The 26,480-nt window shown below is 40.3% G+C and carries 19 protein-coding genes and 1 pseudogene; 9 read left to right on the top strand and 11 right to left on the bottom strand.

Annotated features, from left to right (window positions below; genetic code table 11):
* The first annotated feature begins 2 nt into the window (after positions 1 to 2).
* Together gloA2 and UYK_RS0102875 are read left to right on the top strand one after the other, a co-directional pair.
* On the top strand, positions 3 to 389 hold the full coding sequence (gene gloA2 / locus UYK_RS0102880) for an SMU1112c/YaeR family gloxylase I-like metalloprotein (RefSeq protein ID WP_009457784.1): 387 nt from the start codon (positions 3 to 5) through the stop codon (positions 387 to 389).
* Between the two features lie 485 nt (positions 390 to 874).
* Positions 875 to 2,881, top strand: a complete 2,007-nt coding sequence (locus UYK_RS0102875; protein ID WP_009457785.1) for a glycosyltransferase family 39 protein — start codon at positions 875 to 877, stop codon at positions 2,879 to 2,881.
* 99 nt (positions 2,882 to 2,980) lie between these two features.
* Here UYK_RS0102875 and UYK_RS0102870 read toward each other — a convergent pair whose 3' ends face one another.
* Entirely contained in the window at positions 2,981 to 4,474 is a 1,494-nt protein-coding gene (locus UYK_RS0102870; protein ID WP_026086341.1) for an ArnT family glycosyltransferase, read from the bottom strand.
* 206 nt (positions 4,475 to 4,680) lie between these two features.
* Positions 4,681 to 6,246: a hypothetical protein gene (locus tag UYK_RS0102865; protein ID WP_009457787.1), complete on the bottom strand. Its 1,566-nt coding sequence runs from the start codon at positions 6,244 to 6,246 to the stop codon at positions 4,681 to 4,683.
* 260 nt (positions 6,247 to 6,506) lie between these two features.
* On the opposite strand from UYK_RS0102865, the gene UYK_RS0102860 reads away from it, so the two are divergent.
* Positions 6,507 to 8,126, top strand: coding sequence for an ArnT family glycosyltransferase (locus UYK_RS0102860; protein WP_009457788.1), 1,620 nt, complete (start codon positions 6,507 to 6,509; stop codon positions 8,124 to 8,126).
* 210 nt (positions 8,127 to 8,336) lie between these two features.
* On the opposite strand, the gene UYK_RS24775 is transcribed toward UYK_RS0102860, so the two are convergent.
* The gene (locus tag UYK_RS24775) at positions 8,337 to 8,711 is read right to left on the bottom strand and encodes a hypothetical protein (RefSeq protein ID WP_009457792.1); all 375 of its coding nucleotides are present in this window, start codon (positions 8,709 to 8,711) and stop codon (positions 8,337 to 8,339) included.
* Positions 8,712 to 9,089: 378 nt separating this feature from the next.
* On the opposite strand from UYK_RS24775, the gene UYK_RS0102855 reads away from it, so the two are divergent.
* A complete protein-coding gene (locus UYK_RS0102855) occupies positions 9,090 to 10,994 on the top strand; it encodes a chloride channel protein (RefSeq protein WP_009457794.1) in 1,905 nt (634 codons plus the stop codon).
* An 80-nt stretch (positions 10,995 to 11,074) separates the two neighbouring features.
* On the opposite strand, the gene UYK_RS0102850 is transcribed toward UYK_RS0102855, so the two are convergent.
* A complete protein-coding gene (locus UYK_RS0102850; RefSeq protein ID WP_009457795.1) occupies positions 11,075 to 11,488 on the bottom strand; it encodes an AbrB family transcriptional regulator in 414 nt (137 codons plus the stop codon).
* 393 nt (positions 11,489 to 11,881) lie between these two features.
* On the opposite strand from UYK_RS0102850, the gene UYK_RS0102840 reads away from it, so the two are divergent.
* From UYK_RS0102840 to pyrR, 3 genes are all read left to right on the top strand, one after another.
* Positions 11,882 to 12,325 (top strand): Rrf2 family transcriptional regulator, encoded by a 444-nt coding sequence (locus UYK_RS0102840; RefSeq protein WP_009457797.1) that lies wholly within the window; start codon positions 11,882 to 11,884, stop codon positions 12,323 to 12,325.
* Positions 12,326 to 12,395: 70 nt separating this feature from the next.
* Positions 12,396 to 13,361: an adenosylcobinamide-phosphate synthase CbiB gene (cbiB, locus tag UYK_RS0102835; protein ID WP_009457798.1), complete on the top strand. Its 966-nt coding sequence runs from the start codon at positions 12,396 to 12,398 to the stop codon at positions 13,359 to 13,361.
* 108 nt (positions 13,362 to 13,469) lie between these two features.
* Positions 13,470 to 14,027 carry a bifunctional pyr operon transcriptional regulator/uracil phosphoribosyltransferase PyrR gene (gene pyrR / locus UYK_RS0102830; protein ID WP_009457800.1) on the top strand — a complete coding sequence of 186 codons (558 nt, stop codon included), beginning with the start codon at positions 13,470 to 13,472 and terminating at the stop codon, positions 14,025 to 14,027.
* A gap of 142 nt (positions 14,028 to 14,169) precedes the next feature.
* On the opposite strand, the gene UYK_RS0102825 is transcribed toward pyrR, so the two are convergent.
* The 3 genes from UYK_RS0102825 to UYK_RS0102815 all read right to left on the bottom strand — a co-directional run bounded on the left by UYK_RS0102825 (position 14,170) and on the right by UYK_RS0102815 (position 17,443).
* Positions 14,170 to 15,672: a CIA30 family protein gene (locus tag UYK_RS0102825; RefSeq protein WP_009457802.1), complete on the bottom strand. Its 1,503-nt coding sequence runs from the start codon at positions 15,670 to 15,672 to the stop codon at positions 14,170 to 14,172.
* 10 nt (positions 15,673 to 15,682) lie between these two features.
* Entirely contained in the window at positions 15,683 to 15,952 is a 270-nt protein-coding gene (locus tag UYK_RS0102820; protein WP_009457804.1) for a Ycf66 family protein, read from the bottom strand.
* 183 nt (positions 15,953 to 16,135) lie between these two features.
* Entirely contained in the window at positions 16,136 to 17,443 is a 1,308-nt protein-coding gene (locus UYK_RS0102815; protein WP_016870870.1) for a protein kinase domain-containing protein, read from the bottom strand.
* Between the two features lie 169 nt (positions 17,444 to 17,612).
* Between UYK_RS0102815 and UYK_RS0102805 the strand changes: the two genes are divergently transcribed.
* Entirely contained in the window at positions 17,613 to 18,497 is an 885-nt protein-coding gene (locus UYK_RS0102805; RefSeq protein WP_016870868.1) for an alpha/beta fold hydrolase, read from the top strand.
* 130 nt (positions 18,498 to 18,627) lie between these two features.
* Here UYK_RS0102805 and psb28 read toward each other — a convergent pair whose 3' ends face one another.
* The 4 genes from psb28 to bchH all read right to left on the bottom strand — a co-directional run bounded on the left by psb28 (position 18,628) and on the right by bchH (position 25,970).
* Complete coding sequence (psb28, locus tag UYK_RS0102800; protein WP_009457810.1) at positions 18,628 to 18,993, bottom strand: photosystem II reaction center protein Psb28; 366 nt, start codon at positions 18,991 to 18,993, stop codon at positions 18,628 to 18,630.
* A 6-nt stretch (positions 18,994 to 18,999) separates the two neighbouring features.
* Complete coding sequence (locus tag UYK_RS0102795) at positions 19,000 to 20,589, bottom strand: serine hydrolase (protein WP_009457812.1); 1,590 nt, start codon at positions 20,587 to 20,589, stop codon at positions 19,000 to 19,002.
* 372 nt (positions 20,590 to 20,961) lie between these two features.
* Entirely contained in the window at positions 20,962 to 21,738 is a 777-nt protein-coding gene (locus tag UYK_RS0102790; RefSeq protein WP_009457814.1) for an RNA methyltransferase, read from the bottom strand.
* A 497-nt stretch (positions 21,739 to 22,235) separates the two neighbouring features.
* On the bottom strand, positions 22,236 to 25,970 hold the full coding sequence (bchH, locus tag UYK_RS0102785; RefSeq protein ID WP_009457817.1) for a magnesium chelatase subunit H: 3,735 nt from the start codon (positions 25,968 to 25,970) through the stop codon (positions 22,236 to 22,238).
* A gap of 241 nt (positions 25,971 to 26,211) precedes the next feature.
* Between bchH and psb34 the strand changes: the two are divergent.
* Positions 26,212 to 26,366 (top strand): annotated as a pseudogene (gene psb34, locus UYK_RS25890) (photosystem II assembly protein Psb34).
* The last annotated feature ends 114 nt before the right edge of the window (positions 26,367 to 26,480 follow it).

Below are 26,480 nucleotides of genomic sequence, written 5' to 3'. Positions count from 1 at the left end.
GGATGAAGAGTACAGGGTTTGATCATGTGGCGATTATTTGTTCTGATTATGAATGTTCTAAGAGGTTTTATACGGAAGTTTTAGGTTTTTCTATTATTAATGAGAGTTTTCGGAGGGAGAGGAATTCTTATAAGTTAGATTTACGGGTGGGGGAGAATGATCAAATTGAGTTATTTTCTTTTCCGAATCCTCCGCAAAGAGTTAGTCAGCCGGAGGCTTGTGGTTTAAGACATTTAGCTTTTCAAGTGGAGAATATTGATGAAGTTGTCAGTGAGTTAAAAGCTAAGGGTGTTGAAGTTGAAGAGATTAGAACTGATGAGATTACAGGGAAGAAATTTACTTTTTTTCAAGACCCCGATGCTTTACCTTTAGAGATATATGAACGTTAGAAATATAGTAATTTTATCAATATTCATCTGTGTTAATCTGTGTCCATCTGTGTTCGTTTTTTCTCCTCTCTTGGACTAAATTACAAACCTCTACTACCGCTTTTTATTAGCCTTCCATGTCCCACCATAAACATAAAATGGGTTATTTGCACTCACAGAAAACCAACATTCAGGACAAACAAACACCCATTCACCGCCTTCTTTGTGTTTGATACGATAAAGAACTGATGCAGGTTGCTTGCATTGGCAACATAGTTTGATTCGATGCGATCGCACCATTTTATTCTCTATATAATAAGTCGGCTTTGAGACCATTAAGAAATATCTGCACTATTCCCTCATCCCCGTTCCACTCACCCCCTCCAATGGATATCTTTTATGATTTCTACTATAGCTTTAAACTATCAAAGCAGTTAATCTAACGTAGATGGCGATTAGTGTTAAATAACCACTAACCAACAACTACCAACCACCAACAAATAACAATGTCGCTTGTCATCTTCCTAATTTCACTGGTGTCACGTACTTTAGCAATTACTGCTTCTCTTAATACTGATGAGGGATTATGGATTTATCGTGGTAGTCAGTTTATTAGACGTTTGTTTGAGGGAGATTTAACTCATACAATTCTCAAGCATCATCCAGGGGTTCCCAATATGTGGCTAACTGGTAGTGGGATGTTGGTGAATTGTTGGCTAAACAATTTTTTTCCTGGTTTTCTGGGCGTGGATTTACCTCTGGATGTTGGGGGTTGTCTGAATTTAGAACAATTTCCGATTAATTTGTATATTATTCCTCGTTTAGTACAAGCAGTGGTGACTTCTGCTTGTATGGTGTGTATATATTTACTTATAAGGCGGTTGTTAGGGCAAGCGATCGCTTTGTACACGATTATTATTTTATTATTAGAACCGTTCTTTTTGGCATATCAGCGTTTTATTACTACTGATGCGCTACAGGCTGATTTTGCTATTTTGGCTGTGCTGTTATTTCTACTTTATTTGCAAAAAGATGGGAAACGGAAATTTGTTTTAGCTTCGGGGGTATTTCTAGGACTAGCGACAGCGGCGAAAATCACAGCGTTGTTTTTATTACCTGCAATTGCAATTATTATCGGATTGATTGAGTTAGGAATTTGGCAAGAAGCTTTTCTTTCAAGAGGTTGGAAACAGCAGTTGCGAGGTTTTCAACTTTGGCTGGCGACAATTTTAGTTACATTTATCCTGATTTTTCCTGCCATGTGGGTTTCACCTGGATATGTTCTTGACAGGATACGTGATGGTGTTTTGCAAGAGTCAGATCGGGGATTTCTGTTTTTCTTAGGACAACTTACCCACTCCCCAGGAATTTTATTTTATCCCCTAGTGTTGGTATATCGTCTCTCACCAATATTACAAGTCGGTTTGGTGGCTACAAGTCTAGTATTGCTGATACCTAAGCTACGGCGTCGGCAAAAAAATATACCTGCGATCGCTGCGATCGCTTTAATTGCTGTCTGGGTGATACTGATATTGTCAGCCAGTGACAACAAAATCGACCGTTACATCAATCTTTGTTTACCAATGTTGGCGATACTTGCGGCGGTTGGTTGGTTGGAAATCATTGCTGGGGTGACAGTTTGGCTAAATAAACTCTCTGTTTCAATGGAAAAGAGTAGGAAGTGGGGTTGTCTAATGATCTTTGCGTTGCAACTAGTTTTAGTTTTCCCCTACCATCCCCACTACTTGACTTATTACAATCCTTTGTTTGGCGGTGCTGTGGCAGCCCAAAATATATTTATGATTGGTCAAGGGGAGGGTTTGGAACAAGCCGCCCAATGGTTGAACCAGTCTCCCAATGTGAAGGAAATTAAAGTAGCGAGTTGGTATAGTCGCTATTTTTCTAGTTATTTCCACGGTCCAGTTTTACCAATAGACAAGCGTATTCCCTCTGGAATTCAACCTTGGACACGGGCTAATCGAGTAGTATTCTACAAGAATCAATTGCAACGTCAATTGCCAGAACCCAAGATGTTGGCTTACTTTGCTAAGCAGCAACCTTTGTATACCGTACGGCTGCAAAATATTGACTACGCATGGGTTTATCCTGGACCATTAGCTTTAGCTGAAGATGTAAAGCGCATCCAATTTCCCCTATCTTTGTCTTTTGGCGAACAAGTACGCTTGTTAGGTTACGACTTAAATAAAACTAAAATATCTGCCGATGATGAATTGATAGTCACATTCTACTGGCAATTTTTTGCACCACCGCCAGCAGATGTTTCCATTAAAATAAGTTTGCGCGATCGCCAAAATCATATTTCTTATTTTTCCAGCACACCCCTAATAGATGGGTACGTGTTTCCAGAAAACATCACCGCAGGTACAACAATACGAGATGTCCACAAGCTGAAATTTTCTCCCAGTACATCACCGCAACACTATCAGCTACAGGTGGAGGGGTTCTCCTTCAACAAGGGACAAGTGATTGGTGAAGTTGAAGTGGTGAAGTGATGCAGATGGGGTGATGGGGTGATGGAGAGGTGTGTAGACCCGCTTTACGCGGTTTCCCGTAGGGTGGAGTATGAGGAAACCACTAACTACTAACCACTACTACTGATTGACTATTTTTTGCCAATCGGCAGATGATAAGCGATAAATTGTTGTAACAACTCTTCCATAATTAGAAAAAGTTTGTACAGGCTGATATCGTTCTTGCCAATAACTTTGGTCTTTATCTAATATTTTTTTGTTACCATTTTGAGGATTTTGTATAAATATTATGTAGATATCACCAGGAACTTTGTCATTATATGGATGTAATTCTATATTTTTATAATTTGTCGGAATATAATATCGTGTGATACTTGGCTTTTCATTAGTAATAAAGTAACCATTTCTGCCCGTATTTTCTAAAAATGAGCCTACTTTTTCCCAATGCCTATAATAGGGAAATCCAAATAAACTTTGTCTACTTTGTCTTTTTATTTCTAAAAATAAGATCCTTTTATTTTCCCAAGGATATTCTTTATTGTTATCTATAAATAATACATGAGATAGTAAAAAGGAGGGCACATATACCAACGTTATGCAAAAATTCTTAATATATTGAGATTTTACAGGAAATTTATTGTAGATAAAACTTTGAAAAACTTCCAGCCCAAAAGCCATTAAAACAGAGAAAGGCAAAATATAGGTATAGATATGCGTACCAGGATTACTAACTAGAGTTTCCAAAACTAAGAGAGGAAACAATAACCACAAGACTACTGGAAGATTTTGTTTAATTTTCAATAGACCTAATAAACCCAAAACAGCATATAAATATATAAGATATAAGGGATTATAAGTCATAAATGTTCGGGTAGAACTAACCGATTGCTTACTTATTCTTTCCAACCAGTAAGCCTTAGTAGATTCTGAGACGGAGAAAAAGAAGGGTAGATAAAATATAGATATTGATATTAAAAAAATAGTCCCTGCTAAAAGTAAATACAGCAGTTGCTTATTTTTATGGGAAGGCTTACAATCAAGATACCATCTATAAATAAAGTAAATTACAAATGGTGTAATAAATATACCATCGTAGTGTGCAAGAATAGAAATTCCCCAGCAGAACATACCTAAATACAAACCATAAATTCTCCATTTTGTAAACTTTGTGGACAAACTGATTAGATATAAAGTCAACACAGAAAATAAGATTACAAATGATTGATACTGAACAATTCTTGTCAAAGCTACAAATAATCCATTAATTGCAATAAATAAAGATGAATAAAGAGCTATTCTCTTATTAAATTCTAGTTTGATAAACTTGTAAAAAAAATAAATGGCCAATATACCCGCTATGGCAAAAGGTAGCCTAAGTAGAAATTCATTATCATACTCAGGATTAAAAATACTCATAATATATGTAATCAAAAATTGAATTGGTCCTTTTCTTTGATTGAGTAAAAAATCAATCATATTTTGCCCTACTTGTGGTCTATAAAGTGCTTTAATTTCATCACCTTGATAATTCGAGTAACCTAAATTAATTAACCTCAACCATAAACTCACAAAGATTAAACACACCACAGGAAGAATGTTGCTTCTTTTTTTCATTTTGGTAAGTCCAAAATTTAAAAATTTAACCTGCATTATTATGGCGGACAAGATAACCCTTTTACAAGCCGTTGATATACTTTTGGGATTACAAAAAAAACCCCAGCTTTCAAACCGGGGTATTATAAATAATCCAACTAAAATCCTGTCAAACTCTCCACAAAGCAACTCTGCGTTTAAAAAAACAATTAAAAAACTTAACTTCCCTACTCTTCTTCCTTCTCGTCCACATTTCTTACATAATGATTAGGACGTTTTCCTGAATTACGCACATTCACAATTTTATTCAGTAAATCAAACCAAAATGGCGCACCCATTGCAATAGCAATACCACTAAGTAACCAGCCAGGAATCAAAGCTAAAATTTTGAGATAGGGGAAAGTAGTTTTTGATTGGCGTGTCCATCTAATTTGTTGCTCTAAGTTAGCATCACCCCAACCAAGTGGTAAAGAAATATTTGTTAAAACTTCGTCTGCTTCTTGCCTAAGTTGATCTAAATCAACTGTACTATTCCTTAGTACTATTTCTCCAGCACTATTGGTAATAGTATCCCGTAGGGCAGAATCTTTCGATAACCTGCTTATCATATGAATTGCATCTGCATTTGCAGTGATAGCGATCGCTAAACCTATTAAAATCGCTGCTCCTTTAGCATTACGTTTATATACTCCAGATGCTCTTTCCATTGAACTATCAAATGTATTTTCAATTTCTAAACGCAATGCTTTCATTCCTTCTTCTGTGTTTTTAGCTCTTGCTTGAGCGCGCTTTGCTAAAACGGCAAGATTTTGAACAACAGATGGTGGTAAATTTTCAATGGCCGCAGTTTCAATTGTCTGGAATGCATTCTTAATTCCCTGGTGAGTTTCGCTGTTTTGATCCTGGATTGCTGCTTTGATTTCTTTATATATATCACTAGTTTGATCTATTGTTTGTACGACTTCGTTAATATTTGGTTGTAATCCTCCTAGTAATATTGCTTGCTCAATATCATCAAAAATATCTTTTTTTAAAAACTTTAGTCTTCGTAACGCCTTGCCACATAATTCATCCTCAGGCATCTCTGCTTGAAAAGATTCTATATATCTATCAAAACTTTCTGCCATCCGATTGAGGCTTGTTTGCAGGCTAGCTTTTTCTTGCTGAAAGTTCCAACAAGTTTTTTCAAATTCTGAACGGAGTTCCGCAAATTCCTTATAAATATTACTGAAAAAATTGGCAAGGTTTTCATCACCACTTGTTTGTTCTTGTAATTTAATAATAATTTCTTCGATTTCAGCTAGTCTTTCTTCTTTAAATTTTTTCAACCTGGATTCTGTTAATTTTTGCACCAATGCTGGTATTTGTAGTGTTTCCACAAGAGTTGTTGCAAAAATATCAGCAGGAATATAAGAAGGACCACTATGTTTCTTTTCTCCAAAAATACTTGTGCTTTTATCTGTCCCGGGTCTAGGTTTTTTCACCATCCGATACAGTGAACCAATTGCCCAAGTAATCTTACGAGGTATGGTGACAAATAATCCTTTTGCTTCTTGATTAATATTTTTAACCAAGGGATTATCATATATTCTATTTGCAAGTTGGATGACATGAGCTTCTTCTGCACTTTCAACATCGCCCGCTAATAAAATTTCAATTGATTTTTTTAAGTGTTCAGCACGCCATTGAAACACAGTAGCAATTAGTTCTTGTATTTCTGAGGCTAATAAACTCAAAATTAAGTAAATAAAGATTAAACCAATTGCTACATCTAAAATAAAAGGTAGATTCATTTATTTTCTCCACGCTCACCAAATCAAGATTTATAGTTAGTGTTTTTCGTGTCAATTTTTTTCAATCAATGCTCTTGAAATCAATTTAAGAGTAACGTCAGAAAAGTTGTCAAAAAATATTATGATTAATTAGCAAAAATTGAGTTAATTTAAAAACAAGGAGGAACTTCAGACTCTATTTGTTGCGAAATGGCAACACATCAAGATGCACGAACGTCTTTTTTTCATCGAACCAGCAAGTCAAATTATTATCCTAGAATATGCAAGAAGGAAGCTTTACTTGGGGTCGTCTAGAAAAGCAATATCGATCGCTAAACAAATGGATTGATTGGACATGGATAATAGTGCTGCTGGTAGCAGCTGTATTACTTTTTACCATAAATCTAGGCGGATTACCGCTACGAGATTGGGATGAAGGAACCGTGGCACAGGTTGCCAAAGAGATTTTGCACGCCCCTGCTGGCTCAATGAGTTGGCTTTACCCAACCCTGGGAGGTGAACCGTACCACAACAAACCACCGTTAATGCATTTGCTGATTGCTGGGGCTTACTCCTTGGGTGGCGTAAACGAGTGGACAGCGCGCTTACCAGGATCAATTTTAACAGCACTATCAGTACCATTGCTGTATTGTGTGGGTAGAGAAATATTTCGTCAACGTTCTTGTGCTGTTTATAGCGCTCTAGTTTACTTAACAATGCTGCCAGTGGTGCGTCATGGGCGCTTAGCCATGTTGGATGGGGCAGTGGTATGTTTTTTTATATTAATGATGTTGTGTGTGTTGCGATCGCGCCGCGATTTACGTTATTGCCTTGGTGTGGGTATCGCTTTCGGCTTAATCTGCCTCACTAAAGGTATGTTAGGTCTACTGTTAGCTGCTGTCGTAGTCGCATTTCTGTTTTGGGATACACCACGACTGCTGACTAGTGGTTATATGTGGGTAGGAATGCTCATAGGTAGTTTACCCGTGGCTTTTTGGTATCTAGCTCAATGGTGGGAGTATGGTCGCACCTTTACCAATGTTGGTATGTTCAGCCAATCTCTCAATCGCATTTGGTCATCGGTTGAAGGCCATTCCGGCCCACCCTGGTATTATCTATTGGAAATTCTTAAATATACTTGGCCGTGGTTAATTTTTTTACCGTCCAGCTTGCATTTAGCCAGAGAAAACCGTAACCTCAGTTGGGCAAAACTTGTGTTGGTATGGATGGGAGTTTATTTAGTTACTATTTCTCTGATGGAAACAAAACTTCCTTGGTATGTATTTCCTATTTATCCTAGTCTCGCCTTGGTAATCGGAGCGAAACTAGGGGAAATTGAAGATTTACCTGTGCTATCGTCTTACCCACGATTTTGGGTAGTAAGTTTAACTTTGCTAGCTTTGGTCGCGACTGCTGGTAGTATTTATTTCAGTTTCGTACCAACAGCAAAATCTGAATTACAGTTACAGCTGATTTTTGCAGCAGCAGCGATGACAATGGCTCTCGCAGCGATTTTGGCAGAACGAGGTGATCGCCAATTTCTCAAAGTTTTGTTTTGGGGGTCTTATGTTTCGCTATTCTTATTTATGAAATCTAATTACTGGGTTTGGGAATTGGCAGAACGTTATCCAGTTCAACCAGTGGCCAACATGATCCGCGAAGGAACACCATCCGGCGCAAAAATTTATACATCTAACCCTGAACACCGTCCCTCATTGAATTTTTATAGCGATCGCAATATTGTTCCTGCTTCTTTTAAAGAACTGCAAGATTATTGGCACAATCAAAAACAACCTTATTTATTGCTTGACAAGTCCGCCGTTTATGCTCTTCAACTTGATTCACTCAAGGTTATTGACCAAGCAGAAGGGTGGAAACTAGTGACAAAAGATATTAAATAGTTGTTTGTTGGTTGGTTGTTGTTTGGTGTTGGTGAGTCCAGCCCACTACCAAAGGCAGTTCCCGTTACGTAGACGCACTCATAAGCTTGTTGTAGAGTAGGGTTTTTCCAAACAACAATCAACAACCAACTACCAACAATCATCAAGTATATTTTTTGATATATTAATACTGAAAACTGTGGAAGAGGATATCCATCCCAGGGACATCATTCACTGGGGTTTTCTTCCCTCCTCTATTTCTATTTTTGGTGACGAGGTGTCACTGTTACGATTTTGCTGATACATAGAAATCATACCAAAAACAATAGCGCTTCCTACAACCACAGCAAGCAAAGGACTTTTGAAGACAAAAAAATCCCGAATGATCCTGGCTATAGGTCGGCTTTGGCGGCGTAATGTCGAGGAAACCATTATCTGTCTTAAGATGAACGGATCACGGACATAGTGACCACTTTTACAAACAACTAGCCTTTGGTGACAATACGGGCAGCTAAACAATCCAACATAACTTTTAACTGGGGTAGGCGTAGAATTCTGGCAAATGGGGCAAGTTAAATAATGATTATCAAAAGTGTGTGTATTCATCTACCTCGTCCGCTTAGTCCACTTACTGTCTTCATAACAATAGCTATATTGAATTCCTGCTGAAAAAGTGTGTAGATTTCCCCGACCATAATTCTCTCTCATTTAAGCATTATCGCCACATTAATGTTGCACACTAAAAAATTTTTAACCAAAGCTTTGTAAATTTCTCAAACATATGTAGATACTCTGCCCAAATTGACTTTTTCCAGTAGTAGGGTAAAGGTGAAGGGGGAATGGTAAAAGTCATTATTTGTACTTTTAATCTTTTTCCTTTTTGCTTGACCCCATTTCGTGACTTGTCTGGTTGCTAAATGATCACTCACAATGAAAAGTAAGACATAAAAATTTAAATTTTTTATTAGATTTACTCCTCACTCAATGACTCTCCTGCCTCCGACAGAACTCAGGAAGGTGACTGAAAAACCCACCTTTGGTTTCCCTTCCTTCCGTTTAACCTATTTAGTTAATCGTTTTCAACCATCCCCAGAAACAGTTGTGTTACTTCTGGCCTTGCTTATTGGCAGTGGTAGTGGTATGGGTGTGGTAACTTTTCATTATTTAATCGGGCTGATCCATCATTTGATGCTGGAAAATCTAATGAGTGTGATCGGTGTTTGGGGTGCTTGGACTTTAGCTTGCGTTCCTATTTTAGGTGGACTAATTGTTGGTTTAATGCGCTGGCGAACCCAAGACTTTGGCCCTGGACTTTCATCATTGATTGCTGCTTCTCAAAAGGGAGAAATCAAACGACAGTTGCGTCCAGTCACCAAAATGTTAGCAGCAGCTGTCTCCTTGGGAAGTGGTGCTTCTTTGGGGCCAGAAGGCCCTAGTGTAGAAATTGGTGCCAATTTTGGGATGCTGCTGTCTGTGGTGTTACAAGTATCACAAGAACGTCAGCGTCTATTATTAGGTGCTGGTGCAGCTGCTGGTTTAGCAGCTGGATTTAATGCCCCGATCGCAGGTGTTTTTTTTGCATTAGAAGTTGTATTGGGAGCAACATCATTCGCTACTTCTGCGGTAAGTGTAGTGCTACTAGCAGCAGTAGTCGCAGCGTTAATTTCTCATATTGGTTTGGGAGGACAACCGGCTTTTGCCTTACCTGTTTACCAAGTCCGTAGTCCATTAGAATTACCACTCTATCTTGGTTTGGGTTTATGGGCGAGTTTGGTGTCTTTGACTTATACGCAATTAATTCGCCTGGCAAAAGCTTGCTTTGCAGGTAAAGCTCCTGGTTTTTCTATATTGGGAAAAATACCATTACCTATTCATCCTATTATCGGTGGACTGATTGTTGGTGTTACCGCTTTATATTTACCGCAAATTTTAGGTATTGGTTATGAAACAGTAGAAGCGATGCTGCAAGATGTGGAGTTTTCATTGCAGCTGTTAATTTTGTTGTTGCTAGTAAAGCTGGTTATCACAGCAATTAGTGTTGGCAGTGGTTTTGTTGGTGGTGTATTTGCACCAGCAATGTTTTTGGGTGCTTCTTTAGGTTCTGCCTATGCAAAAATTTTGGCAAATGTAGCACCTGCAATCAGTGGTTTTATGGCAGCCCCCCCTGCTTATGCAACGGTAGGAATGGCTGCCGTACTTGCTGCTAGTGTCAGAGCGCCATTAACAGCAATTTTATTGTTATTTGAATTAACGCGGGACTACCGCATTGTGTTACCGTTAATGGCGGCTGTCGGTTTAAGTGTTTGGCTAGTGGAGCGGATAAAGCCCAATTCAAACTCCAACTCCAATCTTCAACAAATAGGTCTTTCGGAATTAAAAGACGAGCAAGCAGAAATTTTACAGCAAATTCTTGTTCAAGAAGCTATGCATCCTTGTCCGAAAAAACTGCCAGCAACCATGACAGTGATCGAAGCAGCTTTAGAAATGACACGCGATCGCACCCGCAGTGCTTTAGTAGTAAATGAACTAGGGCAATTAGTTGGTATCCTCTCTTTAGAAGATATCAACCGTACCCTTTCTGCTTGGCAAAATTACCCAGATTCATCTACTGCAAATCAAGGTAATCTATCCAATCAAACCCTAATTGATATTTGTACCACTGATATTCTCTATGCTCATCAAGATGAACCCTTATCTGAAGCCTTAGATCGCATGTCTCTTCGCGGCTTGCATCAGTTACCAGTAGTAGCGTCAGATAACCCCGAACAAATTTTAGGATTACTAGAACGGGAACAAATTGCTTTAACCTGTAATGTGGCAGTCACCCGTAAAGCTCTCTGTCACTATCTACCATCGGTAACAATAACAGATGTAGTCACTAGTCATTAGTTATTAGTCAATGATCAATAGTCAATGGTCAATATGATTGACTATGACTATTGAATTTGGACTTTTGACCATTAACTATATTATGCTGTTGCTTCTAGAACTTCGACCTCTTCTCTTTCATCTGAGTCTATCTGTCTCAGACGAATGTGTTTTTTACCCAAAGTAATGATAAACTCATCTCCGGGTTTGAGATTCATCTGTTTTGTGTAAGCAGAACCTATTAGTAAGTTACCGTTAGACTGCACACTAATTCTGTAGCTAGCACTGCGTCCACCACGACCATTTGCGCTAGGTGCGCTATCTAACTGAATGCCTTCAGCATCAATGAGAGCATTCAAGAATTTCATCATGTTGACGCGCTCTATACCATTTTTAGTCACAGTATAGTAGCCACACTGTTTAGCTTTTTCTTCTTTGCTCAGATTTTCTAGTTCTTTGACTTTCTTGAGCAACTCTTCGCCGGTTAGGGGTTCAATTTTTTTCTGTTTAGCCATCAACTTAGAGCGAAAATGAACGAACGATTGAGTGAGTTGAATCGATTTTATTTTAGCTGACCTTGAGGAAGTGATAACACAATCCTTTTATTTTTATATCAGCTACCGCAAAGTATATTACACAATTCAGCAAATTTTTGCAGGTCTATTAATATTTACTATGCAATCTAATTTAAATAATATGGCTGAAGCTGATAAATATCTCTAGTTTATGAAAGACTGCTACACTGTAATCTATGTTTGTTTAAGTTTCCTAAAGCATAGCTAAAATTAGTCTACTTACACTTGTTTGATTATTGGCACACAGAACGATAAGTAAAACTGATCCTTAGTTATTGGTTGGTGGTTGGTTGAAACACCAAACAACAAACAACAAATAAAAACTTTACGAAAATGAAACTAACTACCAAAGGACATTACAGTGTCAAAGCTTTGCTAGATTTGAGTTTACAACCGAATTATGGGCCTGTTTCCACGAAAGCGATCGCCTCTCGTCAAGATATCCCAGCTCCTTACCTAGAAAAACTGCTAATAGAAATGCGTCGTGCTGGGTTAGTAAAATCTATTCGCGGTAGCATCGGCGGATACCAACTAGCAAGGAAACCAGCACAAATATCTTTAGGCGAAATATTAGAAGCAGTTGGTGAAACAATAGAACCTTTACCTCATCATCAAGCTTCCCCAGGACAAGCAGAAGATTGGGTAACATTTACTCTTTGGCAAAGGCTGCACCAAAAATTGAAAGAAGCATTGTACAGTATTACTTTGGCAGACCTTTATTACGATGCTCGCAGTTGGCAAGCCTCCCTTGGTGAAGAAGCCAGTTTTATTATTTAGTCATTAGTTATTCGTTGGTTGTTGGTTGTTGGTTGGAACACAAAACAACATACAACATAACAAATGACAAATGAATTCTGTGATTGTTTTAATCCTTGCAGCTTATTTAGACTATATCATTGGCGATCCTTGGGGATGGCCTCATCCTGTACGAGTAATGGGGTGGATAATTTCTCGCTTCAGCAAATTTGCTTTAAAATATTGTCACAATCCTCTCACACAACGTTTAGCAGGAATATTATTAGGTATTTTCTTGGTCATTGGTAGTGGGATTGTTGGCTATTTAATAATACAAACTACTAAATCCCTACACCCGTTGTTGGGAATTGCCATAGAAATTATTCTCCTAGCTAGTTGTTTTGCTGCTAAAAGTTTGCGAGCCGCAGCCCAAACAGTTTTACAACTTTTAACATTAGGAAAAATCCAGGATGCTCGTTGTACCCTGAGTAACTATGTTGGTCGAGATACAGAACATCTCACAGAATCAGAAATTTTACGAGCAGTTCTGGAAACAGTTACAGAAAATGCAACTGATGCAGTCACGGCTCCTCTTTTTTATGCAATAGTTGGTACATTTTTACCATTTATTGGCCCAGTTCCCTTGGCTTTGGCATATAAAGCCAGCAGTACCCTAGATTCAATGGTGGGTTATCGACATGCACCCTATACCTATTTAGGCTGGTTTAGTGCACGCTTAGAAGATGGTTTAACTTTGATTCCTTGTCGATTAACAGTAATAACCATAGCACTGCTGTCGGGTAAACCTTTGCATGTAATCCACATTTGTCAGCGCGATGCACCTAATGATCCTAGTCCCAATTCTGGTTGGAGTGAGTGTGCTTATGCTGCTACCTTGGGTGTACAGCTCGGAGGAACTAATTGGTATCGTGGCGTGGCTAAACATAAACCTTTGTTGGGAGATGCTACTTATCCAATCACCCCGGCTAGTATTGAGCAAGCATTGCAAATAACTCGATGTTGCTTTTTGTTATGGTTAGGGGTAATGACTCTGTTGTTATTTGCCATAAACAGGTAATCATGAAAGTAGGGAGTTGGAAATTGATAGCTTGATTACTTCTGATTAATTCCTGATTCCCTATGACTCGGTTGTTTAGGATAAAAATCGCTCAGGGGATACTGGTATATGACTATTTCTACCGTTTCTACCAAAGCTAAAGTAGTTGAGATTCTCTCATCTGAGGAACTTCGTCGAACTGTAAATCGTCTTGCTTCTCAAATTGTGGAAAAGACGCGCGATTTATCTCAGTTAGTACTAATTGGTATATATACCAGAGGAGTACCCTTAGCACAACTACTGGCACGTCAAATTGAAGCACTAGAAGGTCTATCTGTACCAGTAGGGGCCTTGGATATTACATTTTATCGCGACGACCTCGACCAAATAGGGCTACGAACTCCAGCAAAGACCGAGATATCTTTTGATTTGACAGATAAGATTGTTGTACTTGTGGATGATGTGATCTTTAAGGGAAGAACAGTTCGTGCTGCTTTAAATGCTGTCAATGAGTATGGCAGACCAGAGGTAATTCGTCTAGCTGTACTCGTAGATAGAGGTCATCGTGAGGTTCCAATACATCCAGATTTTGTTGGTAAGCAGCTACCTACTGCCAAAGAAGAAATTGTCAAGGTTTATTTACAAGATATAGATGGAAGAGATGCTGTTGAACTGATTGCAGATTAATTGATAACAAATAAGCTCTCCGACTTTTTTAAAAAAGTCCGGGAGCTGGCGTTGTATAAGATTAAAGATGGAGAATAAACCGCCAAGACGCCAAGAACGCCAAGAGTTAAGTCTTTTCATTGTCACAAATCAAATAGAATTGCTATAGCTGCCTTTGACTTGCTGAATCAGGTTGTAGTTGTGCAAATAATTTTTGCCACTCTATAGAATTAGCGCGATCTTCTCCCTCTTTGACTTCAAAAGTAATGTTACACGCCTGCGGTTGTTGTAGCGCTTGCAAACAAATTTCTGCCACATCTTCGCGACTAATTTTTCCCCTAATATTGTCGCCTTGCTCAAATATCAGTGATTTGCCACCTGCTTCTTCGGTCAATGCACAAGGTCTAATAATTGTATAGGGAATCCCACTTGCCCGTAAACTGTCTTCGCCTTTTAATTTCCAAGTCAGAATACCTCCCAATTGATCGTTTAATCTGACTGCTGGTGGTTCTTCCTCCAAATTAATTCCTGGACGTCCTGGACGAGTCACCCCTGCGGAACTAACAAGAATAAATTGTGGTAAAGTTTCTCCTCCGTAAGCTTTGATTGATTCAACTTGTAAGGCAAAACCACCAGGAGAAAATTGTGGATTTAATTCACCATCATATTCAAACTTGCTCAACATTAACTGGAATGAGGAAATTTGATTCGTGGCAATTGGTGGACAATCTTGTAAAGTTTTTGCCCTAAAGACAGGAACTAAATCCGCAAACGGGATGCGAACATCTATCCAAGTATTTGCTATGGTGTCAAAGGAATAACTGTAACCAATACCATCCCATTTTGTGTCTGCACGGAGAAAGAATTTATAACGCTTGCCATCGCCTCTCACACGTAATTTTATACCTTCGTAGCCAGATAAATTAAAAGCAGGAGAGAAATTTTTAGTTCTGACAGAAGCAAAGCCACCAGAGTTAGCAGTGGAAACATTACCAGCAAATAGAGCTGTACCTTCTACTAATTGAATATTACTTTCACTGACTCCACCCATGACTACATCATCTACTGCACCCCAGATATTTTTCATTTCTGTGGATGGGTTGGTGAAATCAAATAATATTTTTTCTCCGGAAGCAGGTAGATATTTCGCAGCTGCTTCTACCAAGTTTTTCACGCCTCGATACTCCACATTTTCTGGAGTGTCGCCGACTATTTCTGGCTGATAAAATTTCACACCTTGATAGTATTTTTCTCGTTCTGGTGTATCTCCTTCTTTTGGCTGCACCCGCACTGCTGTACAACAAATGATGGCTTGGATGTTAGCCATTACTAGGGGTGTTAACGTTTCTGGATTAGTAATATCTGCAACTACTAATTCAGTATTATCACCAAGAATTGACCGCCCTCTCTCAATATCACGTACAAGCGATCGCACTCGATAACCTCGTTCCGCTAGTCGCCGTACTACTCGCTTCCCAACACCACCCGTTGCACCTGCTACTAGTATTACACCCACTTGCTTTGCTCCGTTTGGTTGATTTTGATTATCCTTGGTACGACCTTGGAATAAATCTTGTATCCAGTTGATCAAAGGTACAACTTCAAAATAAGTAAGGGTTTCGATAAATCTTCCTAAGTCCCATTGAGAGCGATTTTTATTTGCCATAATTGTATCCTTACTGTTGTGGATTTTTACTTCGTAATCGGATACTTTCAACAGTGTAAAAAATAGCGGATATGGTCAGAAGGATTAAATTAAACTGGATTAATTCTTTGCCATACCATCTGTCTGTAAAATACAGAATAAAACCAGCAATAAAAAACACTATTATTAATACTATATCTTGACGACGAAATAAATTGGGACGTACAAAAGGCATAGCCGACAAAGCAAGGGCTGCAATAATTAAAATTGTGCCAATTAGATTAAGTGGGTTTTTAAACATTTATCTATAAGTTAATGAGTGGTTAGTGGTGAGTGGTTAGTAGTTAGTATGGGTTTGAATAGATTTTTATTCATTAGTTTTAATTTAGGTTATTAGAAGGTAGTCGAGTATTTGGCTTGTCTATCAGTAACAAACTGAAAATACAACAAAATTAACTACTAACTACCAACTACTAACTACTGATTATTTATTGATGCCACGTGAACGAATACACTCCGCAGCAGAAAATATACCTGCTCCTGCTAGTAAAAACTGGGTAATTGGTATTTCTTGATTGCCATAGGATTGATATTCTTGAAATAGCAGCAGTATGCCACACAAACAGAAAACTACGGCAAAAACAGCGTCGTAATCTTTTGCTAATCTTGGATATGAAGAACGCAGGAAGAACAAACCAACTCCAAAAGTTGCTAAACCAATACCTAACAAGATAATCCAGGTGGGTGCTTTAAATAAAAATAATCCTGCCGCACCGACAAAAGGTAAGAATCTAGCTACAGAAAGAGTTTTGTTGATCCAAAGGGGTGGCGGTGTAACTTGAGAAGAAGGTGTGGAGTAGTCAGTGACATCAGAAGGAGGTACTGATGTTTGTGGGTACATATTCATCATCTGCGGCATAGTTGATTGGGCGTTGGCAGATGAAATTTGTGGTTGTGTTGATGGAAACGGATGTTGTAACTGCTGAAGATCCTGCAAGACTTCTGTCGCAGATTGATAGCGATCGCGGTAGTGGTAGCGCACCATTTTCTGTAAAATGGCTATGAGTCTGGGGGAAGCTTTGGCTTGGTTGGGCCAGAGAATTTCCCCAGTTTCAGGATTTTCTTGCAACTGAGTTGGTAACATTCCCGTTAGTGCTTGGATGGCAATGATCCCAATAGCATAAATATCACTATTTGGGCGTGGTCTGCCTTGGGCCTGTTCTGCCGGCATATAACCAGGAGTGCCAATTGCAACAGTCGCAGTCATTTGACTAGGAGAAGCTGCGAGTTGCGATCGCATTTGTTTCACAGCACCAAAGTCAATTAAAACTAATTTCCCGTCCGAATCACGTCTAATTAAATTATCAGGCTTGATATCACGATGAATCACATTGTATCCGTGAACAAATTCCAACACTCCCAAAACATCCTGTAACATCTGAATAACTTGGCTTTCTGTCCAAGGTTGACCACTTCGCATTTCTGCACTGAGTGGGTGTCCAACAATCAACTCTTGCACTAAGCAAAATTCTTCGCTGGCTTCAAAATAAGCTAACAGACGAGGAATTTGGTCATGATTTCCCAGTTGTTCAAGTATCTCAGCCTCACTATTAAATAAGCGTCTGGCAGTTTGCAAATAATAAGGTTCGGAACTCGCAGGCTTCAGCAGCTTAAGAACGCATTTAGGGTTTCCTGGTCGGCGGGTATCTTCAGCAATATAAGTTTCACCAAATCCTCCGGCACTCAGGACTTGGATAACTCTGTAACGACCGTCTAGTAGCTTTCCTAACATGGTGGGCTGATGGAGTGTTTTTATTCATCTTGCCACACGATGACAAAATGTTTACTAGCGGAAATAATAAGGGAAAAGCGAGAATGGAAAAGATAAAGGGTAATAAAAAGGAATGGTTAATTGTAAAGAATACCATTGACTAATGACCAATGACTAATAACTGATGAATATGCTTCAGTTTCAACCTCCAGGCTTCGGGCATAAAACAATTAACACCTCTTTAGGGTCAATGGTTTACTACACCCAAACTGCTGCACCTTGGTGTGATGTCGAGACCGAAGATTTACCACCACTAATATTTCTTCACTGTTTTGGTGGTGGGTCTTCTGCTTATGAATGGTCAAAAGTTTATCCTGCTTTTGCAGCTTCTCACCGCATACTCGCGCCAGACTTAATTGGTTGGGGAGATTCTACTCATCCAGTACGGGATTATCGAATTAATGATTATTTAACAACGATCACAGAATTTATCAGACATACTTGTTGCCCACCTGTAAAAGTGGTGGCGTCTTCCTTAACTGCTGCTTTGATGATTCGACTGGCTATTGCTCAACCTTTTTTATTTCAAGAGTTGTATTTAGTCTGTCCTTCTGGTTTTGATGACTTTGGGCAAGGTGCAGGACGCAGGCTACCGCTTCAGGTGATTAACACTCCACTGTTGGATAATTTAATTTACGCTCTGGGTGCTGAGAATGAAATTGCAGTAAATAACTTTTTGCGAAGTTTTTTGTTTGCCAAACCAGAACGAGTTTCACCCGAAATAGTAGAGGCATATTTATTTTCTGCTCAACAGCCAAATGCCAAATTTGCAGCTTTGGCATTTTTGCGGGGCGACCTTTATTTTGATTTAAGTTTGTATATTCAACAGCTAAATATTCCCACAGTAATTTTTTGGGGCAAAGAGGCACAATTTACCACTGTGAAATTAGGGCAACGATTGGCAAAATTGAATTCCACGGCAATTCGAGATTTTCATGTCATTCCAAATACGGGAGTGCTACCACATCTAGAGCAGCCAGAGGTGGTGATTGGGTTATTAGAGCGATATTTGTAGATAACCTAGACTCTGCTTGTTCTGCTCTTTGTCTTTCCTGTTGGGCAATTTCCTCTAATGTCGGTAGCAGTTCTCCTTCTAATGTTGCCCAACGCTGAGGGGAAATCTCCGTATCTAATCACTATCAAAATTAAGATTCGCCATAGGCCATACCATTGGCCTGAGCGTAGCGATGCATAAATCTCATCACTCTTTCCCAATGATCGTCTTGTTCAATTTCCAATTTGCACTCTACCCTCTGTAACTCATCACCTTCTGCACCCCCAAAAATAAATTGCACAGACGCAGGTGTGATACTGATTTTGCCTTCTTCGTCACTTAACAGCATGGTATTTAAGGATTGTTTTGTGAAGCTATTGAATCCTTCTAAGGCTTGCAACTTGTTAAATGTCATCAAGATAATACGTTTGCCAGAACGACCACGTCGCAAGCTGACGTTACCTAGTTCTTCGTAAATACCACTAAAAAATTGAATCGTGGGTGTTGTAGATGCCATGATCTATTACCTGGGATAGGTGTAAGGAGGATAATAATACTGTGGCTGATTGGTTAGGGGTGGTTGGTATTGATAACCAGTTGCAGGTAGAGGATTGCTCATACTGTTCGGCAGAGGCGGACTGATCAGAGGATACTGCTGATAGTTGATTGTGGGTTGAGTATTTGTTGGTAGGGGTGCAGGAGTTATCACCTGTGGCTGATAGCTGGTTGTCGGGGCTGGGTTTGGAGTAATACTTGGTGCAGGTGTTGGTGCAGGAGTTTGTATAGTGGGGGCTGTTTGGGTAAATTGTTGGTACGTAGCCTTGGATATAGACGCAATGAGTTTTTCGGCACGGGGGTCGTTATTGGGGCGTTGTACCATGACCGTAACTATGTAACGCTTGCCAGTGGGGAGGTCTACTAGACCTGCATCTGCCAACATAGTGCCAATATCACCGGTTTTATGGGCAATGGTTGCACCTTGTTCCAACCCAGTTGGTAACAGATGGTTTCTGACAGTATTACGCATAATATCCAAGATGCGATCGCGCGATGCCATGTTCAACAAATTGCCTTGACTAACCATCGCCATCAAGGTTCCCAATTCTTTGGGACTGGTTGTGTTTGTACCTTGCAAATCAGGCAGTTGATTACGTATGACTGTAGTATTTAAACCCCAACTCCGGAAACGCTGATTTAAAGCTTCAATTCCACCCATCCGGGCTATGAGCATATTTGTTGCTGTATTATCACTGACAGTCATCATCTTAGTAGCAACTTCCAGCGCCTTAAATTGAGTGCCGACGGGTTTATACTGCATATCTCCAGAGCCGCCAACCATCATTTCTTTCTGCATAGTCAGCATTTCATCCAGGCGGATTTTACCTGCATCGACATCCTGGAAAAAAGCTACTAGGATAGGGATTTTAATAGTGCTGGCTGCGGGAAAACTGGCAGAGGCATTGATATCTACATAACTACCATTGTCCAAATCGACTACGAAAACTCCTGGTGTGAGATTTGCGTTAGCAGACGTTAAGCTTTGCAAATTAGTTTTTAAGGAAGTAATTTCCTGTGATAGAGATAAAACAGCAGCAGGTGTGGGAGTGGGGATAGTCTGGATTTGTCCTTGCCCTGATTTGGCATCCTGAGGAGATGTCTCTGTTGTGGTCATTTGATTAGCAGGATCTAGTGCCGACAAAACAGTTCCCACGATCGCACCAATACCAATTCCCACTATTAATAACCGTAAGGCGTAGAGCATGGTTCTAGCCATAGGCTTTAACCTTGTTTTTCGGGATGTTCTGACTTTTTTAGGCGGTACCTGCTTGGGGGATTTTACAGTTTTGACTTTGGCATTGCTTGGCTTAAAAGGTGGAATTTGTCCCGGTTTCGCAGGCAGAGGTTTGATGGCTGCTGGTACTACTATACTGGGTCGTTTTTTTGCCACAGTCGCAGTGGTAGTAGTAGAACTAGCTTTGACACGTGTCAGCTTTGTCCCGACAGCAGAGGGACGTTGTTGCTGGCTCGACTTCTGCACTTTCCGGGGAGGTTTTTGGCGTCCGCTAACAGGTTGAGGTCGTGAGAAACCTGGTATTTGTGTTCTGGTTTCCATAAGATTTTATGATGATGATAGGAAGTGTATAATCTAGCAATTAGCGATGAAAGTTTAACTAAGTAGGGCAGAGTATTTATTTATTCTTTATCTTGAAAATAAGGCAGACGGCAGAAGGGGTAAGAATTTTCATGTCCTGGTTGTGTGATGTTTAACATGACCAGTTACCAGAGATAGACAGATATAAATTGTTCTGTCGATTCCAAGTCAAACTTTACTCCCAATTTTCACCAAAAAATAAGTATATACGGACACTGGTCTACCAGAAAGTACTAACTAATTGTGTCCTCCTCTGTTGTGAGACATGTTTTTGTGTTTAGTTTAAGGCATAATTAGTAATTGTGGGGTAATTGCGTATATAGTACTTAAAAATCACAAGTTTTCATGATTTTTATGACTTGAGAGCGCCCATTCTACTTGTCGTAAGATACCTCTTAACATAGCAACTTCACGGTTTTGTAGTTGAGCGCGGTTATAAAGTTGCCGGAATTTTTCCATCCGACTAGCCACTGTATGGGGATAAAGATAGCCAATCTTTAACAGTAGGGATTCTAATTGCTGATAGTATCCTTCCATAAGCTCTATAGATGCAATTTCGGAATCAGATGTATTTTCAGAAGACCCATTCTCCTTTACCTCTTCCCCTTTACTCTTCTGTTCTATGTCCTGAATTTGTGACAATTCATAACAACAAATGGCCACAGCTGTAGCTAAATTCAATGAGGAATAGCTAGAACTAGTGGGAATATGAACAAATCGTTGAGCATAGTTTAATTCTTGATTAGTTAACCCGCGGTCTTCTCTGCCAAAAATTAGCGCTGCGGGTTGTCCAATTTCTTCTAATAACCAAGGTAGTGCTGTCCGAGGGCTTTCTAGAGGTGCATCCCAATCATGAATAACACCAGTTGTAGCGATCGCTCTTTTACATCCCTGCAAGGCTGCGGGTAATGTCTCCACTGATACCAACCCATCTAAAATATCTTGGGCATGAACTGCCATCTGTCTTGCTTGTGTTCCCCAAGGGTCACATTGGGGATTGACTAACACTAGTTGATTGAGATCGAAATTTTTCATCACCCGTGCTACAGACCCCACGTTCAAGGGGCCAGCTGGTTCTACCAGTATGATTTTTACTCCAGCCAATGTCATTTGTTGCCTTTTGGAAATATCATATCAAGTCCGGCTAATTACTTACGATATTATTGTGATGCAGTTGGGCATTGGGCATTGATTTTTCCCATTACCAATTACCAATTACCAATTACCGGCCTTCACAGATATGATAAGTCTTTAAACGGACATGATATCACTTATTTTCCTGGTTGTATGAAATCACTCTGCCGACGAAAATATTTTGAGAAATCGAACACCGATGGACACCGATGAACGCAGATAGATTTTTCGTTGGTGGTTGAGTTGTGGTTAGTAAGTTTAAGAAAGGCGCTAGGTGTTTTTTGGCGCCTTTAAATCTGTGTAAGAGATGATTGTTTAACTACCATAGGAAAAGTCAGCACAAGTAAAGTAATGGCTTATATAAATGACCCACATCACGAAAGACATTAAATGCAGATAAATCTGCACGGGTCGCACCCTGGTTAAAACCGAGGGGCTACCAAGCTCCCGGAACTTTCACGTGTTGTGGACTTTCAAACTGTTACTCCTTCTAACTCTTCATCTGTCAACTCATATAATTCCCGTAACTTTTGTAACTTGTCCTCGTTAGCTTGCCAAAAACCCCGCCCGTGGGCTTCCAACATTCTACCGACAATATTCCTAAAGGCTTCCGGGTTGGCTTTTCGCAATTTCTCTGCCATTTCTGGATCTAAAGCATAAGTATCTGCTGCCTGATCGTATACCCAATCATCAGTAAAATCTGTAGTACCGCCCCAACCAATCAACGCTGTCATCCGTTGGGAAACTTCAAACGCACCGCCAGAACCTTGATTGACCATTGCTTCTGCCCACTTGGGGTTAAGCAACTTAGTGCGATACTCCATCCGCAACAAATCATCTAATTTGCGGGGTGTGGTATCTTTCGAGAAACTTTCGACAAAACTAGCCGTCACTTTCTTACCACCGACTTTTTCCGCCGCCTTCTTCAAACCACCCGTATTGGCGTAATATTCCTGAATATCAGTTAAACCATATTCTACCGAATCAATTTCTTGCACAATGCGATCGCTCGTTTTTAACAACTGCGTTAATACTTCCGGTCTTGCTTGACCCCGATCTTGCCTGCCATAACTAAACACATTGCGACTTTGCCAAGTATTTGCCAACTCGTCGCCAGATTCCCAATTTCCATCAGTCACACGCTCATTCACCATTGAACCAAAATCACCCGCCGGGTTAGAAAATAACCTAGCTGATGCATTCTCCACACCCTGCGCTTTCAAAGCCAAAGCATGTTTTCTAATAAAATTCTGGTCTTCCGGTTCCTCAGCCTCAGCCGCCCGTTGAAATAAATCATCCAACAACTCAATCACATTCACAAAACTATCCCGGAAAATACCCGACAAATTCCCCAACACATCAATTCGGGGATGTCCCACTTCTGCCAAAGGCTTCAACTCATAACGCACAATCCGTCCCGTCCCCTCTTTCACAGGTTCCGCCCCCACCAACTCCAACAAAATCCCCAGAGATTCACCCTTAGTTTTAATCGCATCCAAACCCCATAACATCACCGCCACAGTCTCCGGATACTTACCATGTTCCTGCAAATGCTGGGCAATAATTTGTTGACCAATTTCCCTTCCCCTCTCATACGCCGCCGGAGAAGGCATCCTATAAGGATCTAAAGCATGAATATTCCTACCCGTAGGCAACACACCAGGCCCATCCCGTAACAAATCGCCACCAGGCGCAGGCGGAATATACTCCCCATTCAAACCCCGTAACAAATTCATCAACTCATCAGTTGTCTGCATCAACAACTCTCGAACCAGCCTCTCCTCCTCTTGGCGATCTTCGCGCCTTGGCGGTTCATTTCCAAAATAAGCCTGCAAATACGCCGCCATCCCCTCCTCATCCGGCGCTTCACCCAACGTATGCAACCCAGAAGAAAACAACCTACTCTCCAAAACCTGCAAATACTCGTACAACTTCACCAAATAATCATTAAAAGCATGGGCGCTAAACATCCGCACATTCTCTGGCGTAAAAGGAATCCCCAGACGTTTCGCATCCTCAAACGGGCAATCTGCATCTAAACCAGTATCAACAACCTTTTTACAAATCGCTTCCTTGAGAGCATAATTCTTCTGTGGATCTTCGCGATACTCCGCAATCAAATCCCGCAATACCACCAATTCCTTATACAAACCTGCACGACCATAAGGTGGTACATTGTGAGAAATTAGTACCCCGTAACCGCGACGCTTCGCCAAAATCGATTCCGAAGGATTATTCGCCGCATATATATACAAATTAGGCAAATCTCCCAACAAAATATCTGACCAAGAATACCCCGTATTACCCAAAGGCGAACCCGGCAACCATTCCACCGTGCCGTGCATACCAAAGTGAACTACAGCATCAGCTTGGAACTCATTTTGCAGCCATTTGTAGAAAGCAGCATACTGGGGATGAGGCGTTAAATCTCGTTCAAACATTAACCGCATCGGGTCGCCTTGTATCCCCAAGGGTGGTTGGACACCAATCCAGACATTTCCTAATTGCACACCGCCAATATGAAATTCATCGCCATAGGTTTTAATCCCAGTACCCGTAAGGGATTTCCATTGCTTTTCAATTCGGGAAGTGCGGAGATATCCCAACCATTTTTCTAGGGTTTTAGCATTCACAGACGCGGGGACATGAGGACGGGATAGGGTGATAGAAGAATTCTCCGCATCGCCAAAAGACTCATCTGCTTCTTTCACCTGCCGAATCAATTCTTCTGCATCTGCTGGCAAATCTCCGACGGTGTAACCTTGGTCTTTCAGCGCTTGCAGAAATTTCCGCAGACTACGAGGTACATTCAATAAGGCGGCAGTTCCCACTGCACCATAACCAGGTGGAAATCCATAGAGAATAATGGCAATTTTTCTTGCAAATGCGGGTTTTTGCCGCAGTTTAATCCAGCTTTTGACTCTGCCAATTAAGCGTTGTACTCTTTCGGGAACTAGATAGATTTTTTCTCCCACCAAACCACCAAGGGGAACAATATCGATCGCTCCATCTAGTTCTGGAAGTGCGTATAAAACTACACTCTGTAATCCACCAATTCCTTGACGTGTCCAGGAATAAATATCTTGAATTAATAAAGGTGCGGCAACAAAATACGGAACATTCTTGGCAGTCAGGATGCGTTTTGCTACTTCGATTTGCCGTCCAGCTTCCATTGAACCAGCAGGACCACCCACCAAAGGAAAACCAATTGTCGAGACGATCGCATCTACTTTGACTGCTTCCTCAGACAAAGATGGAGTTTCGATATTACCCTGTTGGCGTTGCTGAGTTTCGTAATCACTTGTCATCCAGTCACGGACAGCAACGTGTCCTTCCACACCGTTGATAAATATCGGTAAGGGGATTAATCCAGCTTTCTCAAAACGGCGAATTAGTTGATTAATATAGGGTTGTTTGGTGATGACATGTTTGCGGTAGAGTAAAATTCCCACTACAGGAAGATGGGATAATTGAGACAAAGGTTTCTCCCCATCTGCCAATCTCCCCACCTCCCCATCGGGAAGTTCTCCCTGTCTTTTGCAATACCACTCCAAATACTCACGGGGAGATGTAAAATATCCCTGATAATCCGGGTGGAGTAATCCTATGTTGGGGGTTTCGATGGGTGGGGGAATGTCACCAACTTTTAACCCCAAGTATTTTTCTGCTAGTGTCCAGAATAGGGCAGCAACGTTTTCCGGCCCGCCTGCGTTCCAGTAACCATAGATAATTAGCCAGTTGCGTAAGTCTTGGACTTTCTGTACTGGTACGAACTTTAACAGTTTTGGCCCGATTTTCAAAAAGCTGATGTAACCTGCGAGTCTATCTTCTTCTCGTCCTTGGCTAAATTTGTCGAGGATGAATTTTACTGGTTTGGGCATTCCTTTGGGTTTGTCACCAATGGCAAACGCACCCAACTTGGTAAAACTCATCAATTCCAATGCAGACTCGAAAACAAGGCGGATGGGAATATTCGCAATGCGATCGCGTAACCATAACACCTGATCGTAATCAAACAGCAAGCTACCAAAAAATACGTCAGCATTACCAAGTGCGGCTTCTACTTCTTGGCGCTTACTGGTAATGTCGCGATCGCTAAAAACCCTGATATCCAACTCTGGACAACTAGCGATCGCCATATCAGCCGCTTTGCGATACAAGTCGGCGTTGAAAGATTCAAACCCTGCTACTAAGACGATCCGTTTCATGTCCTTGAGCTACGAAATGTTTCTTCATCTCGATTTTAATCTTGCTGCTCAATATAAAGTAAATAACCGACTTCAGCTTTACCACTCTTTTATTTGGTAATACCACTCCAAATACTCACGTTTAGCTCCAAAAAATCCTTTTGTTGTCAAGCATCCGAAAAATTATTGATAAGTCGCTCTTATCGCGGCTATCAGCCTTTCAATGTCAAGTCCTGTTGATTTTTTGTAACAAAATAGTTATATTTCTTTACACAACTACACCACAGTTAATGAAGAAGGTATTTTGAATAACTACGCAACTGAACCCCAGATTTACTACGCTGAATACCCTGCAATGGTGCAGTTGCAACTATATTTGTTAGCGCTTTAGTTTTGCTTGCTTTTGCGGTTAGCTAAAATTGTCTGATTTCGGTATCGGTATCTCCCATCAACATCGCAATTTCTCCTAATTCCCTTGGTTATAAATTACCAATTACCAATTACCAATTACCAATTACCAATTACCAATTA

It is taken from the genome of Fischerella thermalis PCC 7521 (genome assembly GCF_000317225.1).
GTDB lineage: Bacteria > Cyanobacteriota > Cyanobacteriia > Cyanobacteriales > Nostocaceae > Fischerella > Fischerella thermalis.
This window is presented reverse-complemented; position numbering and strand designations above follow the sequence as displayed.